Source organism: Mycolicibacterium vinylchloridicum (genome assembly GCF_013404075.1).
Lineage (GTDB): Bacteria > Actinomycetota > Actinomycetes > Mycobacteriales > Mycobacteriaceae > Mycobacterium > Mycobacterium vinylchloridicum.
Window position 1 is genome coordinate 24,098 of the sequence record NZ_JACBJQ010000029.1, and the last position, 17,851, is coordinate 41,948.

Consider the following 17,851-nt stretch of genomic DNA (forward strand, 5'->3'; position numbering starts at 1 on the left):
TAATGTTTCACCAACTGCTCGAGAGACGGAACAGATGAAGCCCGGGAAGTACACCGACCGATACGCCGCTGACGTCGTCCGCGGGTATCGCGACGCGGGCCTCTGGAGCGACGACACTCTGTTCGATCTGCTGGAACGGCAGGCCGAACAACGTCCGCACAAGGTCTTCGTCACCGACGGCCGGCGGTCACTCACCTACCGCGAGCTCCACGCCTCGGTTCTGCGCCTGGCGGCCGGTTTCCACGCCCGGGGTTGGCGGGCGGGTGACACCGTGGCGGTCCAACTGCCGAACTGGGTCGAGTTCATCGAGGTGGTCGCTGCACTGTCCCGGATCGGCGTGGTCGCCGTTCCGATCATGCCGATCTACCGGCGCGACGAGGTCGGCTACGTGGCGGGCCACGCCGAGTTGCGCGGGGTCATCGCGCCGGCAACGTTCAAGAACTTCGACTACCTGGCCATGTATCGCGATGTCCGAGACGAGCTGCGCGACCTCGACATTCTGATCGCCCGTCCCGACGACGCCGCGCGTGACCTCGCGGCCGAAAAGGACAGTGGTATCGCTCTTCTCGATGAAGCCCGCGCTGATTCGGCCACGGCCGCCGAAGATCTGCCCGCCCAGCCCAGCGCCGATGACCCCTTCGTGATCGTCTACACGTCGGGGACGACCTCGCGCCCCAAGGGCTGCGTACACACCTTCAACACCTACTGCTCCGGTGCCCGCAGCCTTACCAAGGCGTTCGCCTACACCGACAGCGACGTCCAGTTCGGCCCTTCCCCCATCACTCACACCACCGGGCTCGTCACCAGCGTCCTGGTACCGCTGCTCAATGGGGCGTCCACCCATGTGATGGCCGAATGGGAGCCGACTCGCGGTGCGGCCGAGATCGCCGAATTCGGCTGCACCCAGGCAGTGACCGCCACAACGTTCCTGCAGATGCTGCTGGAGTCCTTCGACCTCGAGCGCGACGACCTGAGCACGCTGCGGCTGTGGGTGTGTGCAGGAGCGCCGATCCCCCGCGCAGTGGTCGAACGCGCGACCCGGACGTTGCCCCATCTGAAGGTGCTCAGCCTCTACGGACGTAGTGAGAATCTCTGCACCACAAGCTGTACCGTCGCCGACGCGCCTGACCGGGCGCTCAACTCTGACGGTGCCGCGCTGGAGGGCCACCACGTCGCCATCGTCGGCGAGGACGGCCGGGAGGTTCCGCGCGGGACCGAAGGAGACATCGCCTACCAAGGCCCGTCGCACATGATCGGCTACCTGGGCAACCCGCAGGAGACCGCCGACCTGTTCACACCGGACGGCTTGTCGCGGTCGGGCGACCTCGGCGTGATGGGCGAGGACGGTTTCGTCCGCGTGACCGGACGCGTGAAGGACATCATCATCCGCGGCGGGATGAACATCAGCGCGCGCGAGATCGAGGACCACCTGGTATCCCATCCCGCCCTCAGCCACTCCGCGGCCGTCGGATTCCCCGATGACCGACTGGGTGAACGAGTCGGTGTCTTCGTGGTCACCCGCGAGGGCCACCCCGTGCCGACAGTGGAGGACCTGCGGACCTATCTCACCGCCCACGGTGTCGCGATCCAGAAGACCCCCGAACACGTGATAGCCATCGACGAGCTGCCTATGACAGCCACCGGCAAGGTTCAGAAGCACGTCCTCCGCCAGAAGGCGGCCGATCTGACCAAGACCGAGAAGTAGGCGTCCATGGACCTCAAAGACAGCACTGCCGAAGCCGAATTCCGCGCGCGCATCCGGTCTTGGCTCTCAGACACGTTGCCGAAGCTCGGCGGCGCGGAGCCTCATCGCCTTGACGAAAAGCGCGACTACTGGACCCGCTGGCAGCGAATGCAGTTCGATGCCGGGTTCGCCGGATTGTCGTGGCCACAGGAGTTCGGTGGCGGCGGCGCCAACGCCAAGCTGAAGGCGGTCTTCACCGAAGAGCTCGACCGCGCCAAGGCACCCGAGCGGCTCAACATCATCGGCGAGGACTTCGCCGGCCCGACGATCATCGCGTTCGGCACTGCCGCACAACAACAGCGGTACCTGCGGCCGATCCTGACCGGCGAACACATTTGGTGCCAGTTGTTCTCCGAACCAGAAGCCGGATCGGATCTTGCATCATTGCGGACGGCGGCGGTGAGAGTCGAAGGCGGCTGGCGAATTACCGGTCAGAAGATCTGGACCAGCCGCGCTCAGCTCGCCGCCTACGCAATCCTGTTGGCGCGCACGGGCGGCGGACCCCGGCATCGGGGAATCACCTACTTCCTCTTGAACATGACCTCGCCCGGGGTCCGTATCCGGCCGCTCGACCACATGCTCGGCGAGGCCGAATTCAACGAAGTATTTCTCGATGACGTATTCATCGGCGACGAGGATGTCGTCGGCAACATCGACGACGGGTGGCGTGTCGCCATGGGCACGCTGGCCTTCGAGCGCGTCGGCATAGCGACGGGCCGGGTCAACACCACTGGCGCGGTCGCGGATCTGTGCGCTGAGATTGCGGGACACACCCGCGACGACGGACGGCCGTTGGGCACCGATGCACTGGTACGCCAACGAATCGCGGATCTCTACGGGCGGGCGCTGACCCACTACCTCATCAGTCAGCGGGTCATCACCGGCGCCGCCGGCGGCGGCCCGCCGGGGCCCGTCACCTCCATCGGCAAGCTGTTCTTCTGCCCACTGGTAGAGGACATAGCCGACTTCGGACTGTCGCTGTCGAAGCTGGACGGCCAATTCGCACTTCCGGAGAAAGATTCCCCCACCGACGACGTCGCCGGTGAACGGTGGCTGCGGCTGGCCAATCAGGCGCGCGGCACAGCGATCGCGGGCGGATCGACGTTCATCCAGCGCAATATCGTCGCCGAGCGGATCCTCGGCATGCCGAGAGAGTGACAGTCATGAGCGACTACCAATGGCTGCCCTCGCCGGACTACGTCGAGAACGCCAACGTCACCCGCCTGGCCCGGGCGCACAAACTCGACGGTATCGACGAACTGCGGGATCGCTCCGTCGCGCACCCAGCGTGGTACTGGGATGCGGTGGTCGAGGACCTCGGGATCACCTTCGCCGTACCCGATGTCGTGCTGCTCGACCTGAGCCGGGGCATCGAACATCCCGACTGGTTCGTCGGCGGCGAGCTCAATGTCGTGGACTCCTGCCTACGTCGCTGGTGTGACAACGACCCGCACCAGGTCGCCGTGCGACACGAGACCGAGGACGGTCGGACGACTGTTTTGACCTACGGTCAATTGGCCGATGAAGTCGCCAGGGCCGCAGCTGGATTGAGGCGTATCGGGATCAAGCGCGGCGACGCGGTCGCACTGTATATGCCGATGATCCCGGAGGCGGTCGTCGCGGTCTACGCGGTGGCGGCACTTGGCGCCGTACTGGTTCCGCTGTTTTCCGGCTTCGCCGCGGCAGCCATCACGTCCCGGCTCACCGACGCCGACGTCAAGGCCGTCGTGGTGGCCGACGGCACGATCCGGCGCGGCCGCGAAGTGGCGATGCTCCCGCAACTGGCCGCAGCCGTGTCGGACTGCCCCACTGCGGAACACCTCATCGTCGTCGACAACGTCGGCACTGCAACCGAACCCGACGTCAACGCGACGGTCACGCGCTGGTCGGAACTGACCGGCACGCAGGCCGAGCTCGTCACCGAGGTTGTTCCGTCGATGCACCCTCTTCTGCTCGGCTACACCTCGGGCACCACGGGGCGCCCGAAGGGCGCGGTGCACACCCATGCCGGCTTCCTCGTGAAGACCGCGAGCGAGGTGGCCTATTCCTTCGACATGAGCCAGGACGGCGTGTTCTGCTGGATCACCGACATGGGCTGGATCATGGGTCCGCTGTCGATCATCGGCACGCATGCCAATGGGGCAGCGCTGATGCTTTATGAGGGATCTCCCGATATCCCGGACAACTACCGGATCTGGGATCTCGTTGCTCGGCACAAGATTTCGATGCTCGGTGTCTCACCCACTCTCATCCGCACGTTGAAGGGTTCCGATCTCGACCAGATCCACGCGCGCGACCTGTCCTCGGTGCACGTCCTCGGTTCGACCGGCGAGCCATGGGATCCGGACTCCTACGACTGGCTGGGACGCGAGGTGTTCGGCGCGCGGGTACCGATCATCAACTTCTCGGGAGGAACCGAGGTCGGTGGTTCGTTCCTGGCGCCCTATCCGGTCGAACCGATCCGGAGTTGCTCGCTGGGCGGGCCGTCACTGGGCATGGACGTCGACGTCGTGGACAACAACGGCCGTTCCATTCGCGGGCAGGTGGGCGAGCTGGTGTGCCGGCAGCCATGGCCGTCGATGACCCGCAGCGTGTGGAAGGACGATCAGCGCTACCTGGACGCGTATTGGTCACGTTTCCCCGGCATGTGGACTCACGGCGATTTCGCGATGGTGGACGAGGACGGTCAGTGGTTCATCCTCGGCCGCTCCGACGACGTCATGAATGTGGCGGGTAAGCGGCTCGCGCCTGCCGAGGTCGAGTCGGCACTGTCGACCCATCCTGCCGTCAGTGAGACTGCTGCGATAGGCGTGCCTGATCCGGTGAAAGGCGAGACCGTTTGGGCCTTTTGGGTTGCGCGCCCCGGTAGCGATCCCGAAGAATCCACTGTCGCCGCCGAGCTGAAGGCCCTGGTCAGCACTCAGCTGGGGAAGCCGTTCGCGCCGTCGAAGATCTGGCGAGTCGACGCCCTGCCCAAGACCAGATCGGCAAAGATCATGCGGCGCGCGATCCGAGCCGCCGCACTCGGCACCGATCCCGGCGACCTCTCGGGCGCCGAGAACCCCGATGCCGTCAACGCGATACGCGACGTTGTTGTTGCGGCGACTCAGTCATCGACAGTGATGGAGTCACGTTGATCCACCTTGAGCGCCGCTGCCGCATAGCTGTGTACGTGCCTGCGCATCCTGCGCCCGGCCGCCTCAGCATCCTTGTCGCGGATGGCTTTGGTGATGGACTTGTGGGCCCGCGCGGTCACCGCACGCACCGAAGTGTCGACGAACGACGCGTTCGCCGTGCCGGTGTAGATCGCTTGCGAGAGCGCCGTCATGAACCCGATCAGGAGTTCGTTATGACTCGCAATCGCCACCCCCACATGCCAATCCAGGTTGGCCTGCAGGAATCGGGACAGATCGGCGCCAGGATCGGCGATGGCGTCGTTCGCCCGATCCAGCGTCGCAAGGTCGGCCTCCGTGCGCTTGGTGGCCGCGAGTTCTGCACAGAACGGTTCGAGCGCCTCACGCGTCTCCATCAAGTCAGCCAGCTTGATCTGCCTGCCCCGAATCAACATGCTTACCGAGTTGGCCATCGAAGCAGTGCTGGGACGCTGCACGAACGCGCCGCCGGCTCTGCCGGCCTTCACCCGCACCAGATTCTGAACCTCGAGAATCCGCAACGCTTCCCGTACGGTCGCCCGGCTCATCTGGGTTTGCTTGACCAACTCGCGTTCGGCCGGCAGCGCGGTGCCCTCCACGAGTTCCCCGGACAGAATCCGCTCCCTGAGCTCACGGGCCAGGACGTCGGGGGCTTTGGGTACGTCCACCGGCCCGAGCGTGATCGCAGGCCGCGCGTCGCCACCCTCCATAACGCCTCCTCAATGGACTTATGGTCAGACCTAAGTTACCACTCAAGGCTCAGCCGTGTCGGCAACCTCTCGAGTCGACGGCAATTACCGTCTGGAGAAACGTAATGCACTGGGAGTTATCTGACGAGCAGACCCTCTATGCGGATTCCCTGCGGGAATGGCTGACCGCCCGCGCGGGTTCGGCGCAGGTACGCACGTGGCTCGACACCGGCGATCAACGCGCCTTCGACGAGGTTCTCATCGAGGACGGCTGGGCCGGTGTGGGTTTCGGCGAGGAACTCGGCGGACAGGGTGGCGGTTTGCTCGAGCTGGCCCTCACCGCCCGCGAACTGGGCCGCGCAAGCGCACCGTCGGCACGCTGGCTGGCCCGCGCAGTCATCGACGTGCCGGCGCCGACGCGGGCGGCGCTGGAGGTGGGTGAGCTGACCACCATGGCGGTGCCCGGCGATCGGATTCCCGGAACGAGCGCGGGCGTGACATGGCTGGACGGCCGGATCAGTGGCCAGGTTCCTGGCGTACTCGCGGCGGTCGAATCAGCCCGCTTCCTGGTTCCTGCGACGACGCCGGACGGCATATGCCGGCTGTACCTGGTCGAGCGCGAGAGCGACGGGGTCGACGTGCGCCCACGGCACCTGCTCGATCGATCGCGCTCGGTCGGCGACGTGGCGTTCGATGCCGCCGAGTCCGTCGTGGTCGACGTCGACGCGCGTGAGGTGTTGAGGAGGAGCGCCAACCGGGCAGCAGTTCTGGTAGCCGCCGATGCGCTCGGCGCCGCTGAACGCATGCTTGACTTGTCCGTCGAATATGCCAAGCAGCGCAAGCAATTCGGCAAACCAGTCGCCGCGTTCCAGGCAGTCAAGCATGCGTGCGCTCAGATGCTGGTCACCATTGAGGCCGGCTATTCCGTGGCGATGTTCGCTGCCGCGTCGGTACAGGACAACGGACCAGATGCCGGCCTGCACGCGGCAGCAGCCAAGGCCCAGGTGTCGGCCCAGTGCGCAACGCTCGCCGACTCGGCACTGACCGTGCATGGCGCCATCGGTTACACGTGGGAATACGACCTGCAGCTGTTCTACAAGCGCGCCAAGCTCAACCGGGTCCTGTTCGGATCGCCGACCGCCTGGAACGAGCAGATCGCGTCGATGCTGCCGATCATGCCGTCGGTGGCCTAGAACACAGGGTTCAGTTTTGGTCTGTCCATTAGTATATTTATAACCTAAAGCACTTCCGAAGGGAGACCAGCGTGGACTTCGAACTGAGCGACGATCAGCGGACGATCCGGTCCGCGGTAGCAGAGCTCGCCGGCAAGTTCGACGACCACTACTGGATGGCCAAGGATCATGACCACGAATTTCCCAGCGAGTTCTACGACGCCTTCGCCAGCGGTGGTTGGCTCGGCATCACCACCCCCGAGGAGTACGGCGGCCACGGCTACGGGATCACCGAGGCATCCCTGCTCCTAGAGGAAGTCGCCGCGTCCGGTGCCGGGATGAACGGCGCCAGTTCGATCCACATGTCGATTTTCGGCATGCACCCGGTGATCGTTCACGGATCCGACGAACTCAAGCGCCGCACGCTTCCCCGCATCGTCACCGGTGATCTACACGTCTGCTTCGGGGTCACCGAGCCTGGCGCGGGCCTGGACACCACCCGCATCACCACGTTCGCCCGTCGCGAGGGCGACCGTTATGTGGTCAATGGCCGCAAGGTGTGGATCTCCAAAGCGGTGGAATCCGAGAAGATTCTGCTACTCACCCGCACAACCAAGTTCGAGGACGTCAGCCGAAAGACCGACGGGCTGACGCTGTTTCTGACCGACCTCGACCGCGACAAGGTCGACATCCGGCCGATCCCCAAGATGGGCCGCAACGCGGTGACCTCTAACGAGCTGTTCATCGACGGCCTGGAGATCCCTCTCGAGGACCGGGTCGGCGAGGAGGGCAAGGGTTTTCAGTACATCCTCGACGGCCTGAACCCGGAACGCTGTCTGATCGCCGCCGAAGCGCTCGGTATCGGGCGGGCCGCCTTACGCGCGGCCGTTCGCTACGGCAGTGAACGCGAGGTCTTCGGCCGACCGATCGGAATGAACCAGGGCATCCAGTTCCCGCTGGCCGACTCACTGGCGCAGCTTGACGCCGCGGAGTTGATGCTACGCAAGGCGACCTGGCTCTACGACAACGGCAAACCGTGTGGGCGCGAGGCCAATACCGCCAAGTACCTGTGTGCCGACGCTGGATTCCAGGCCGCCGACCGCGCGCTGCAAACCCACGGCGGCATGGGTTACTCCGAGGAGTACCACGTGGCCCGGTACTTCCGGGAAGCGCGCCTGACGCGGATCGCACCGATCAGTCAAGAGATGATCCTCAACTTCCTGGGCTCACACGTCCTCGGCCTTCCGCGGAGCTACTGATGACGCGGGAATTGGCTGAGGTTTTCCGGCTCGACGGGCGGTCGGCCCTGGTGACCGGAGCCGGCGGCGGTGTCGGCGCGGCGGTTGCGCACACCTTTGCCCGGGCCGGCGCGGCGGTACTGGTCGCCGATATCGACGCGAGTGCCGCCTCGGCGGTCGCCGATACGATCACCGCAGAAGGGGGCCGGGCAGACTCGTTCGGCTTCGACGTACGAGATGCCGTCGCGGCCGCCGAGGCCGCCGAGCGTGCTGCCGCCCTGGCGGGCGGCACGCTGCACATCCTGGTCAACAATGCGGGCGCCATCGCCCCGGCGATGTTCGCCGACCAGACCGAGGAAACCTTCCGCCGGATCGTCGACATCCATCTCGTCGGCAGCTTTCTGTGTAGCCATGCCGCGCAAGCCCTTCTACCCGACGACGGCCGGGGCCGGATCATCAACGTGACGTCGGCAGCCGGGTTGACCGGGACGGTCGGGCAGGCCAACTACGGCGCAGCCAAGGCTGGAATCATCGGGCTCACAAAGTCCCTTGCCCGCGAGCTGGCTCGCACGTCGGTGACGGTGAACGCCGTCGCGCCGCTGGCGGCTACTGCGATGACCGCGAACATCCGGTCGAACGAGAAGCTGGCGGCCAAGACGCTGGCCCGTATCCCGTTGGGGCGGTGGGCCACTCCGGAAGAGATTGCGCCGAGCTTCCTCTTCCTGGCGTCCGACGCCGGTTCCTACATCACCGGACAGGTCCTGCCCGTCGACGGTGGGACGGTGATCTGAATGGTCGCGCCGGTCAACGGACCCTTCACCCGCGCCGGGCGGCCCGTGTTCATCGCCGAGGCGATTCGCACGCCCATCGGCAAATCGCATCCCGAACGCGGCTGGTACCGCGACACGCATCCCAACACGATGCTGGCCGCCTGCTACACCGACCTGATCGCCCGGACCGGCCTGAACCCGGCCGTTGTCGACGACCTGATCATCGGCTGTACCGCCCCGTTCGGGGAGCAGTCCCGCAACATCGGGCGAAATGCCTGGCTACAGGCCGGCTTTCCGCCGGAGGTCCCGGCCACGACGCTGGACCGACGCTGTGGGTCAGCGCAGACCGCAGTCGAGATGGGCGCCGCGCTGGTGGCATCGGGCACCCACGACATCGTCATCGCCGGCGGTGTCGAACACATGGGGCACATCCCGATCGACTCCCCCGCCAAGATCAGCGCGATGTACGGCGACCCGTGGCCGGCCGAACTGCGTGAGCAATACAGTTTCGTGCACCAGGGCGAGAGCGCCGAACTCATCGCCGACCGCTGGGGTATCGGCCGGGCCGAGATGGACGAGTTCGCGGCCGCATCACATCGATCGGCGGCCACCGCGATCGCCGAGCACCGCTTCGACGCCGAGATGGTGCCGCTGACGCTGGACGGCGAGGTCCGCAGCACTGACCAATGCGTGCGTCCGGAGACCACTGCGGACACCCTCGCCGGCTTGCGGCCGGTGTTCCGCAAGGACGACGGGCGGGTCACGGCGGGCACCTCATCGCCGATCTCGGACGGCGCGGCGGCAGTGCTGCTGTGCTCGCTCGGCGCGGCACGAGAGCACGGTCTGCGCATCCGGGCCCGCATCGTCGACCAGACCACCGTCGGGGTCGACCCGATCATCATGCTCACCGGACCCATCCCGGCCACCCGAAAACTGTTGGAGCGTAATAACCTTTCGGTCGACGACATCGACCTCTTCGAGGTCAACGAAGCCTTCTCGTCAGTCGTCCTGGCCTGGCAGCGCGAACTGAAGGCGGATCCCGAACGGGTCAACGTCAACGGCGGGGCGATCGCACTCGGCCATGCTGTGGGCGCCACCGGCGCACGGCTCATCGCCACGCTGGTCGCCGAACTCGAGCGCCGCCAGGCCAACCTCGGCCTGGTGACCATGTGCTGCGGCGGCGGCCTGGGCACCGGCACCATCATCCAGCGAGTGCCGTCTTGATCGATTTCACCGAGTTCCTCAGCCGAGGCGACGGGGTGTGGTGGGGCCAGGCGGCCGCCGAGCCCCGTCCCCTGGTGGAGGGGCTGATCGCGCAGAGCGCGCGCATCGGCCCCATTCGCACGTTCACCGGCCTGTCCTGGAACGACCAGCTCGCGGTGACCATGCCGCAGCGCATGTCGATGGTGTCCTACGGCGGGCTGGGCGAGCTTCGTGAGCTCAGCCGCAGTGGACGCCTCGAGGTCGTCCCCTGCCACTACTCGGCGTTGCCGAGAATGTTCGCCGAACGACGGCTCCCGTGCGACGTCGGGCTGGTGCAGGTCGCCCCGCCCGACTCCGACGGCTGCTGCTCGCTGGGGGTCGGTGTGGACTACGTGGCCGACGCCGTCGCTCACACCCCGGTGCTCATCGCCGAGATCAACGACCAGATGCCGGCCACCATCGGATCCACACCGATCCCTCTCGACCGCTTCGCCGCCACCATCACCACCAGCCGGGCACTGCCCGAAGACCCGACCCGCGCGCCGGGCCCGGTGGACCGCCAGATCGCCGCCCACATCGCGGCGCTGGTCGACGACGGCGACACCGTGCAGCTCGGCGTCGGATCGCTGGGCGCGGCCGTCCTCGATGCGCTCGCGGAGCATCGGGATCTCGGCTTTCACACCGGCATGATCACTGACGGACTGATGCGCCTGGTGGACAAGGGCGTTGCCACCGGGCGACACAAGGAAGTCGACCCCGGCCTTGTCGTTGTCGGCACTGCCCTCGGCTCGGCCGAACTGTATCGGCGCATACCGGATCTGCCGACGCGGTTCCTGCCCACCAGTTACACCCATACCCCACAGGTGCTTTCCCAGCTGGCCTCGCTGGTATCGATCAACTTCGCCGTCGAGGTGGATCTGTCCGGACAGGTCGGCGCAGAGCTCAGCGGCGGCGTCTACGTCGGTGCAGTGGGCGGTCAGGTCGACTTCACCCGCGCCGCCGCGCTGACCGGGAAACGCTCGATCATCGCGCTGCACTCGGCATTCCGGGGCCGCTCGACGATCAAAGCCCGCCTCGACGGCGGGATCGTGACAACCGCGCGCTCCGACGTCGACGTCGTCGTCACCGAACACGGCGCGGCGCATCTACGGGGCTGCAGTATCGGCGAGCGCGCCCGCAGATTGGCGGCTATCGCCGCACCGAACTTCCGCGAACAACTGGAGAAGGAGATCACCAGCTTATGAGCCCCACCCTGCCTGCGGCCGCGAGGATACGAGAAGTAGGGCCCCGCGACGGCTTTCAGAACGAGCCCGAGGTCATCGCCACGTCGGACAAGATCGCCCTCATCAACCAACTGGCGCGCACCGGCCTGGACCGCATCGAGGTCGCCAGCTTCGTGCGCCCCGACGTCATCCCGCAACTGGCCGACGCCGTCGAGGTCCTCAACGGCGTGGACATCCCCGAGCACGTGTCGCTGACGATTCTGGTTCCCAACAACCGCGGACTGGACAACGCGCTGAAGGTCCGAGAGCGCTTCCACGAAGTCGCGATGTTCGTCAGCGCTTCGGAGACCCACAACAAGCGCAACGTCAACCGCACCATCGACGAATCAATGGCCGATAACGCGATCGTGGCCAAGCGCATCGACGCCGAGGACCTGCGTCCCACCGCCGTGATCGCCACCGCGTTCGGGTGCCCGTTCGAGGGAAAGGTCCCGATGCAACGCACCCTGGACCTCGCCGAACAGTTCGCCGAGGCGGGCTGCCGTGAGATCGGCTTCGGCGACACCACCGGAATGGCGCACCCCGCTTATGTTTTCGACATCTTCTCCGCGGCCATCGAGCGTCTGCCCGGCATCGAGATCACGGCGCATTTCCACAACACCCGCGGGCAGGGTATCGCCAATGCCTATGCGGCCCTGCAAGCCGGCTGCACGAGCTTCGAATCGAGCTTCGGCGAACTCGGCGGCTGCCCGGTTCCTGCCGGCTCGACCGGAAACATCGCCACCGAGGACCTGCTCAACATGTTCCACGAAATGGGTGTGCCGACCGGTGTGAGCCTGACTGCCGTCATCGACGCCGCCCGCGCCGCCCAAGAGATCCTCGGCCGCAAGCTGACCAGCCACTGCATCGTCGCCGGTCCGGTCGACTGGCATCCCGACGCCTCCGCACCCAGCTGCCGGTAATTCGGCATCGACAAACTGAAAGGCAGATCATGACAGCACGAGTCGCATTCGTCACCGGCGGCGCCCAAGGAATCGGCGCCGGGATCTCGCAGACATTGGGCGCCAACGGCTTCCGGGTCGCCGTCGCAGACCTCAACCTCGAGGTCGCACAGGACACCGCCGAGCGCATCGGTCAGGCCGGCGGCACGGCGATCGCCGTGCATGTCGATGTCACCGACACCGAATCGGTGCGATCGGCCGTCAAGACCGTCGCCGCCGAGCTCGGCGAGGTCGAGATCGCGGTCAACAACGCCGGCTGGGACGACTTCATGCCGTTTCTGAAAACCACCGAGGACTTCTGGGACCGCATCCTCGACATCAACTTCAAGGGCGCGTTGCGGGTCAGCCAGGCCGTCGTACCCGGCATGGTGGAGCGGGGCTTCGGCCGGGTGGTCAACATCGGCTCCGACGCCGGGCGTGTGGGGTCGTCGCTGGAAGCCGTCTACTCCGGCGCCAAGGGCGGCATCATCGCGTTCAGCAAGACCCTGGCCCGCGAGGTCGCCACCAAGGGCGTCACCGTCAACACCGTGTGCCCCGGGCCGACGGATACCCCTGCGCTGCGCAAGTTCGCCGATGCCTCCGGGCAGGAAGCCGACAAGGTGATCGGCGGGATGACCCGATCGGTGCCCATGAAGCGCCTCGCCGATCCGGCCGACATCGCGGCGGCGGTGGCATTTTTCGCCTCCGACGCCGCAAGCTACATCACTGGCCAGACCCTGTCGGTCAGCGGCGGATTGACGATGGCTTGAGCGAGCAAATGAGTGCCGTCACCTGGTCTGCCGAGGGACCGATACTGCACATCGCGCTGAATCGGCCGCCGGCGAACGCCCTGGGACCGGCGATCGTCGACGGGTTGCACGCCGCCCTCGACGTCGCCGACGATGTGAGTCCGAAGGTGCTGATTCTGTCATCGGCACTTGACGGATTCTTCGCCGCGGGCGCCGACATCAAGCACATGACGACCGTGGACGCCACCTCGTTCAAGGCCTACGGCAACGGCCTGCGTTCGGGCCTGGACCGGCTCGCGCGCCACCCCGCCCTGTCGGTGGCCGCGATCGACGGACTCGCTCTCGGTGGCGGACTGGAACTGGCGATGGCCTGCACGCTGCGGGTGGCGGGTGCGCAATCCAAGCTCGGCCTTCCCGAGGTCAAGCTCGGTTTGATTCCCGGTGCCGGCGGAACGCAGCGGTTGCCAAGGCTCGTCGGCCGCGGTCCGGCACTGGATCTGATGCTGACCGGCCGGCAGATCGACGCCGCCGACGCGTTGCGGATCGGCCTGATCGACCGGCTGGTGGACCCGGGCACCGCGGTGTCCGCCGCCCGCGCGTTGGCCGCCGAACTGTGCGCCGCGTCGGCCCCCGCACAGCAGGCGGTCGTCCGCACCGTCGATGCCGCCGACGCTCTGCCACTTGATGACGGCCTGCGCTACGAGGTCGAACAGATTCAGCAGTTGTTCGAAAACGGCGAGGCGGCCGAAGGGCTGCGGGCCTTCGTCGAAAAGCGACAGCCGAACTTCACCTGACAAGGCCGGCAGAGTCAAGGAGCACCACAATGACAGAGAAGTCCGCGGAGTACGGGACCCTGCTGGTTACCCAACCGGCCCCGGGGATCACGCTGGTCACACTGAACCGGCCCGATCGGCTCAATGCGATGACCAACACGATGTTCGACGAACTGGAAGTCGTAGCCCGAAAGCTGAGCGACGACAACGACATTCGAGTGGTGATCCTCACCGGCGCAGGTGCGGGGTTCTGCGCCGGATACGACCTCGATGACGCCGAGCGCCTGCCGGACCTCTCCGCGCTGGGCATGTTCGACCAGCAAAATCGCGCCGCACGCGCGCTGGCCGCGGTTCGGGCGATCCCGGTGCCGGTGATCGCCGCCGTCAACGGTGCCGCAGCCGGCGGCGGGTTCTCGCTGAGCCTGATGGCCGACATCCGGCTCGGCGCACCCACCGCGAAGTTCAACGCCGCGTTCGTCAAGATCGGGCTGTCCGCAGGCGATTTGGGCGCCTCATGGCTGCTGCCCCGGCTGATCGGACCGGCGCACGCCGCCGAGATCGCCTTCACCGGACGGACCGTCGGCGCCGAAGAGGCCGAGCGACTCGGCCTGCTCAACGCGGTCACCGGTCCCGACGATCTGCTCGATCGCGCCCTGGCGATGGCCGGCCAGATCTGCGCAAACTCCCCCGGCGGGATCAAACTCTCCAAACGGGCGCTGCAGTCCAACCTCGAGATCACCTCGTTCGCCGCCGCCCTTGAACTGGAGAGCCGCGGGCAGGCCCTGCTCACTCGCTGCGCCGACATGCCCGAAGCGCTGGCCGCGTTCCGGGAAAAGCGCGCTCCCCACTTCACGGGCGCGTGAGGCCGATGCCGACCGGATGGAATCGGGTGTCCACCCGACCGATGGGCGAGATCCTCGACGAGCTGGGTCAGGCCAAGACCCTGACCATCGCCGAACCGCGTCCCGGCATCGCCGTGATGTCGGTCAATCGGCCCGACCGGGGCAACTCCCAGACGGTCGAAATGTTCGGCGAGATCGCCTGGTACGCCCACACTCTGCGGAAAGCGCCGCTGCGGGCCCTGGTCATCACCGGGGCCGGCGGGGCGACGTTCTGTACCGGTTTCGACCTGGAGGAAGTGGCCGTCATCGCCAGGATGACCATCCCCGAGTTCAACGAGCTCGTCGACACCGCCTCGGCGGGCACCTCGGGCCTGCGGGCTCTGCCCTGCCCGGTGATCGCCGCGATCAGCGGCCCCGTCGCCGGCGGCGGACTGTCACTGGCGCTGTCGGCCGACATCCGGATAGCCGCCGGCTCGGCGAGCTTCAGCGCCGGTTTCGTCCGCGTCGGCCTGTCCATCGGCGAACTGGGCGCGTCCTGGCACCTTTCGCGGGTCGTCGGTCCGGCCCGCGCCGCGGAGATCGCGTTCACCGGGCGCACGGTCAAGGCCGAGGAGGCCGTGCGAATGGGCCTGGCGAACCGGATCGTCGCCGGCGGCGGCGGCGATGTTGTGGCCGCGGCGGTGGAACTGGCCGAGGCGATCGCCGAGAACGGCGCCGAGGGCATCCGCGCGACGAAGAATTCCCTGATCCGCAACGCGGAGATCGACTCGTTCCTGGCCGCCCTCGAACTGGAGAACCGCAGCCAAGCGGTCTGCCGAACCACCCTGTAGCGCAACGGAGGCAACCAATGACCATTGAGAACGAACTCCCACCGGCCAAGAGCCTGGCTGAGTGCGGTGCACTGATCGTCGGCGGCACGGCCGGTATCGGGCTGGCCACCGCCCGCGGCCTCGCCGAGGCGGGAGTACCTCGGATCGTCATCGTCGGGCGCAACTGCGAACGGGGTCAGCTAGCCGCCGCCGAACTGCGCGCCCTCGGGACCGACGCGCACTTCCTGGCCGGCGACGCCACCGACTCTTCCTCCGCGTCGACCGTGGCCGCCGAGGCCGACAAGCTGCTCGACGGGATCGACATCCTGATGTGCACCACCGCCGCCGACGTCAGACCGGAGCTGTTCAAGGACATCCCGATCACCGACATCAGCCGCATCCTCAACGAACTGGCCACGCCGTCGATGCAGATGGCCAGCGCGGTACTGCCCGGGATGCGGGCCCGGCGCGGCGGCATCATCGTCAACGTCGCCTCCGACGCCGCCAAGACCGCGACCCCGGGTGAGGCCATGATCGGGGCGGCCAAGGCCGCGATCGTGATGTTCACCCGCACCATCGCGATCGAGGAGAAGCGCCACGGCATCCGGGCCAACGCGCTGACCCCGTCGCTGGTGCACGGCACAGCGTCCACCGAACGGATCACCACCGACGGGTTCAGCGCGAAACTGTTCGCCAGCGCCGCCAAGCAGGCTGCCCTCGGGGTGCCGGACGCCGACGATATCGCGGCCCTGGCGGTCTTCGTGTGCAGCCCCGCAGCGGCGCGGCTGACCGGACAGGCGATCAGCGTCAACGGCGGCATCTCGGCGGCCTGACCCCGAACAGAGTGGAAAGCAGGCGGCGCAATGCAATTCGAGCGGTACAGCCAGGCGGCGTGCCGATCCGCCTCGGGTACCATCGCGCGACCTGCGAACCGCCGCCTGCCCGGGGTGGCGGGCATCTGGGCCCTGATCGGCGCCGACTGCGTCTTCTTCGCGGTTCTGTTTGCGAGCTTCATGCAGGAAAGACTGCACGCCCCAGGGGTTTTCGAAGCCTCGCGCCGAACCCTCGACATGAACCTCGGCGGAGTCGACACCCTGATCCTGCTGACCAGTTCGTGGTCGGTGGCCCTGGCGATCGAGGCGCTGAAACGCGAACGCCCCGAACGGGTTCCGCGGTACCTGTTGGCGGGGATGCTCACCGGCGCGCTGTTCATGGTGTCGAAGGCGTTCGAGTACGCCCAGAAGATCACCTCCGGCATCACGCCCGCCACGAACCCGTTCTTCATGTGGTACTTCGCCCTGACCGGGCTCCATCTCATTCACGTCATCCTGGGCACCGGGCTGTTGGCCTACGTGTGGTCCCGATCCAGGGGCGGCCGCTACAGCAACACCAACCGGGCCCTGCCGGAATCGGTGGCGTCCTTCTGGCATCTGGTCGACCTGCTGTGGATCCTGTTGTTCCCCTTGCTTTATCTGATGAGGGCGGCCTGATGTCGGCGTTGCATCAACGGGTCACCAAGGTGTGGCTCGCGCTGATGGTGTTGACGGCCATGACGACCTGGGGGCTGTCCTCGGATCTGTTCAGTCCCGCCGTCGCCGTGACCGGGATATTCCTCATCGCTGCGGTCAAAGTGCGATTCGTGATGTTGGACTTCATGGAACTCCGGCATGGCCCGATACGGGTGCGGATCGCCTTCCAAGGCTGGCTCGCCGTGGTCGTCGCCCTGATTCTCGGCATGTGGTTACTTGCCCCAAACATCCTATGAGAAAGGTGTATTCGTGAACACACAGAGAACGACATCACTGAAGATCGGACTGTGGTGTAACTGGGCCTTCGTCGCCCTCACCGCCATCGGCTGGCTGGGCATCGCCCACTTCTTCGCCCCCGCACGGGCGGATCTGGGACTGGAGGCCACCAAGGTGTGGTTCACCGAGACGCATCGGTGGGGCGTGATCGTCGGCTGCACGCTGTTCTATGTCGCGGCCGGGATTCTCACACCGGGCTCCATCGCGTTCGGCATCATGCTGTCGAAAATCGAAGGGCGCCAACCGCTGTGGTCGTACACAACGGCGGTGTGCGGAGTGTTCATCTCGCTGATCGTCTTTTTCAATTGCTGCGCGTGGATCGTGGCCGCCTACCGGCCGGAGTTCGGCGCCGACGTCATCCAGGCGTGGTACGACTGGGCGTGGTTCGCCTTCCTGCTGGGCTGGATCTATCTGGCCATCGAGATGGCCGCGACCGGAATCGTGGAGCTGATGGATGACCGACCGGAACCGATGATCCCGCGATGGTTCACCTGGCTCACGCTGGCCGGCGCACTGGCGATCTTCACCGCGGCGGGTCCGGCATTCTTCAAGAGCGGGCCGTTCGCCTACCACGGGTTGCTGGCTTTCTATATGCCCGTCGCGGTCTGGGGCTGCTACATCACGGTGACGACCTTCTTCATGCTCAAGGAGCTCAAGCGCGCGCCGGTTGGAGAGGCGATCGCCGAATCGGCCGCCTGACAC

Annotated in this window: 18 protein-coding genes; 17 read left to right on the forward strand and 1 reads right to left on the reverse strand. The window is 66.5% G+C overall.

The window, feature by feature from the left end; all coding sequences use genetic code 11:
* Nucleotides 1–34: 34 nt before the first annotated feature.
* Genes HPC46_RS22150 through HPC46_RS22160 form a run of 3 tightly spaced genes read left to right on the forward strand, consistent with a single transcriptional unit; the run spans nt 35 to nt 4,881 of the window.
* Nucleotides 35–1,705: an AMP-binding protein gene (locus tag HPC46_RS22150; protein WP_179473898.1), complete on the forward strand. Its 1,671-nt coding sequence runs from the start codon at nt 35–37 to the stop codon at nt 1,703–1,705.
* 6 nt (nt 1,706–1,711) lie between these two features.
* A complete protein-coding gene (locus tag HPC46_RS22155) occupies nt 1,712–2,902 on the forward strand; it encodes an acyl-CoA dehydrogenase family protein (protein WP_179473900.1) in 1,191 nt (396 codons plus the stop codon).
* A gap of 5 nt (nt 2,903–2,907) precedes the next feature.
* Nucleotides 2,908–4,881: an AMP-binding protein gene (locus HPC46_RS22160; RefSeq protein WP_179473902.1), complete on the forward strand. Its 1,974-nt coding sequence runs from the start codon at nt 2,908–2,910 to the stop codon at nt 4,879–4,881.
* Here the strand turns inward: HPC46_RS22160 and HPC46_RS22165 are convergent.
* Nucleotides 4,851–5,606 (reverse strand): FadR/GntR family transcriptional regulator, encoded by a 756-nt coding sequence (locus HPC46_RS22165; RefSeq protein WP_179473904.1) that lies wholly within the window; start codon nt 5,604–5,606, stop codon nt 4,851–4,853. The two genes, HPC46_RS22160 and HPC46_RS22165, sit on opposite strands and share 31 nt — an antisense overlap.
* Nucleotides 5,607–5,710: 104 nt before the next feature.
* On the opposite strand from HPC46_RS22165, the gene HPC46_RS22170 reads away from it, so the two are divergent.
* The 14 genes from HPC46_RS22170 to HPC46_RS22235 all read left to right on the forward strand — a co-directional run bounded on the left by HPC46_RS22170 (nt 5,711) and on the right by HPC46_RS22235 (nt 17,848).
* Nucleotides 5,711–6,778: an acyl-CoA dehydrogenase family protein gene (locus HPC46_RS22170; protein WP_179473906.1), complete on the forward strand. Its 1,068-nt coding sequence runs from the start codon at nt 5,711–5,713 to the stop codon at nt 6,776–6,778.
* Between the two features lie 71 nt (nt 6,779–6,849).
* The gene (locus HPC46_RS22175) at nt 6,850–8,016 is read left to right on the forward strand and encodes an acyl-CoA dehydrogenase family protein (RefSeq protein ID WP_005141133.1); all 1,167 of its coding nucleotides are present in this window, start codon (nt 6,850–6,852) and stop codon (nt 8,014–8,016) included.
* The gene (locus tag HPC46_RS22180) at nt 8,016–8,786 is read left to right on the forward strand and encodes an SDR family NAD(P)-dependent oxidoreductase (protein ID WP_179473908.1); all 771 of its coding nucleotides are present in this window, start codon (nt 8,016–8,018) and stop codon (nt 8,784–8,786) included. Before HPC46_RS22175 ends, HPC46_RS22180 begins: the two co-directional genes overlap by 1 nt.
* Nucleotides 8,787–9,989 carry a thiolase family protein gene (locus HPC46_RS22185; protein WP_179473910.1) on the forward strand — a complete coding sequence of 401 codons (1,203 nt, stop codon included), beginning with the start codon at nt 8,787–8,789 and terminating at the stop codon, nt 9,987–9,989.
* The gene (locus HPC46_RS22190) at nt 9,986–11,212 is read left to right on the forward strand and encodes an acetyl-CoA hydrolase/transferase family protein (protein ID WP_179473912.1); all 1,227 of its coding nucleotides are present in this window, start codon (nt 9,986–9,988) and stop codon (nt 11,210–11,212) included. The genes HPC46_RS22185 and HPC46_RS22190 overlap by 4 nt, the downstream gene beginning before the upstream one ends.
* Nucleotides 11,209–12,153 carry a hydroxymethylglutaryl-CoA lyase gene (locus HPC46_RS22195; protein ID WP_179473914.1) on the forward strand — a complete coding sequence of 315 codons (945 nt, stop codon included), beginning with the start codon at nt 11,209–11,211 and terminating at the stop codon, nt 12,151–12,153. The genes HPC46_RS22190 and HPC46_RS22195 overlap by 4 nt, the downstream gene beginning before the upstream one ends.
* 29 nt (nt 12,154–12,182) lie before the next feature.
* The gene (locus HPC46_RS22200; protein ID WP_179473916.1) at nt 12,183–12,941 is read left to right on the forward strand and encodes an SDR family NAD(P)-dependent oxidoreductase; all 759 of its coding nucleotides are present in this window, start codon (nt 12,183–12,185) and stop codon (nt 12,939–12,941) included.
* Nucleotides 12,942–12,949: 8 nt separating this feature from the next.
* Nucleotides 12,950–13,714: an enoyl-CoA hydratase/isomerase family protein gene (locus HPC46_RS22205; protein ID WP_233716568.1), complete on the forward strand. Its 765-nt coding sequence runs from the start codon at nt 12,950–12,952 to the stop codon at nt 13,712–13,714.
* Between the two features lie 29 nt (nt 13,715–13,743).
* Nucleotides 13,744–14,556, forward strand: a complete 813-nt coding sequence (locus HPC46_RS22210; protein WP_179473920.1) for an enoyl-CoA hydratase/isomerase family protein — start codon at nt 13,744–13,746, stop codon at nt 14,554–14,556.
* A 26-nt stretch (nt 14,557–14,582) separates the two neighbouring features.
* A complete protein-coding gene (locus tag HPC46_RS22215) occupies nt 14,583–15,365 on the forward strand; it encodes an enoyl-CoA hydratase/isomerase family protein (RefSeq protein WP_325096732.1) in 783 nt (260 codons plus the stop codon).
* A 17-nt stretch (nt 15,366–15,382) separates the two neighbouring features.
* Entirely contained in the window at nt 15,383–16,177 is a 795-nt protein-coding gene (locus tag HPC46_RS22220) for an SDR family NAD(P)-dependent oxidoreductase (protein ID WP_179473924.1), read from the forward strand.
* A 30-nt stretch (nt 16,178–16,207) separates the two neighbouring features.
* Nucleotides 16,208–16,834, forward strand: a complete 627-nt coding sequence (locus HPC46_RS22225) for a cytochrome c oxidase subunit 3 (protein ID WP_179473926.1) — start codon at nt 16,208–16,210, stop codon at nt 16,832–16,834.
* Nucleotides 16,834–17,109: a cytochrome C oxidase subunit IV family protein gene (locus tag HPC46_RS22230; RefSeq protein WP_179473928.1), complete on the forward strand. Its 276-nt coding sequence runs from the start codon at nt 16,834–16,836 to the stop codon at nt 17,107–17,109. The genes HPC46_RS22225 and HPC46_RS22230 overlap by 1 nt, the downstream gene beginning before the upstream one ends.
* A 13-nt stretch (nt 17,110–17,122) precedes the next feature.
* Complete coding sequence (locus HPC46_RS22235) at nt 17,123–17,848, forward strand: hypothetical protein (protein WP_179473930.1); 726 nt, start codon at nt 17,123–17,125, stop codon at nt 17,846–17,848.
* Nucleotides 17,849–17,851 lie beyond the last annotated feature (3 nt).

Coding starts and splice junctions, on each gene's coding strand:
- HPC46_RS22165 (WP_179473904.1), bottom strand. CDS start 5,606: ATGGAGGGTGGCGACGCGCGGCCTGCGATCACGCTCGGGCCGGTGGAC.
- HPC46_RS22230 (WP_179473928.1), top strand. CDS start 16,834: ATGTCGGCGTTGCATCAACGGGTCACCAAGGTGTGGCTCGCGCTGATG.
- HPC46_RS22195 (WP_179473914.1), top strand. CDS start 11,209: ATGAGCCCCACCCTGCCTGCGGCCGCGAGGATACGAGAAGTAGGGCCC.
- HPC46_RS22160 (WP_179473902.1), top strand. CDS start 2,908: ATGAGCGACTACCAATGGCTGCCCTCGCCGGACTACGTCGAGAACGCC.
- HPC46_RS22205 (WP_233716568.1), top strand. CDS start 12,950: ATGAGTGCCGTCACCTGGTCTGCCGAGGGACCGATACTGCACATCGCG.
- HPC46_RS22180 (WP_179473908.1), top strand. CDS start 8,016: ATGACGCGGGAATTGGCTGAGGTTTTCCGGCTCGACGGGCGGTCGGCC.
- HPC46_RS22200 (WP_179473916.1), top strand. CDS start 12,183: ATGACAGCACGAGTCGCATTCGTCACCGGCGGCGCCCAAGGAATCGGC.
- HPC46_RS22155 (WP_179473900.1), top strand. CDS start 1,712: ATGGACCTCAAAGACAGCACTGCCGAAGCCGAATTCCGCGCGCGCATC.
- HPC46_RS22170 (WP_179473906.1), top strand. CDS start 5,711: ATGCACTGGGAGTTATCTGACGAGCAGACCCTCTATGCGGATTCCCTG.
- HPC46_RS22225 (WP_179473926.1), top strand. CDS start 16,208: ATGCAATTCGAGCGGTACAGCCAGGCGGCGTGCCGATCCGCCTCGGGT.
- HPC46_RS22210 (WP_179473920.1), top strand. CDS start 13,744: ATGACAGAGAAGTCCGCGGAGTACGGGACCCTGCTGGTTACCCAACCG.
- HPC46_RS22150 (WP_179473898.1), top strand. CDS start 35: ATGAAGCCCGGGAAGTACACCGACCGATACGCCGCTGACGTCGTCCGC.
- HPC46_RS22185 (WP_179473910.1), top strand. CDS start 8,787: ATGGTCGCGCCGGTCAACGGACCCTTCACCCGCGCCGGGCGGCCCGTG.
- HPC46_RS22220 (WP_179473924.1), top strand. CDS start 15,383: ATGACCATTGAGAACGAACTCCCACCGGCCAAGAGCCTGGCTGAGTGC.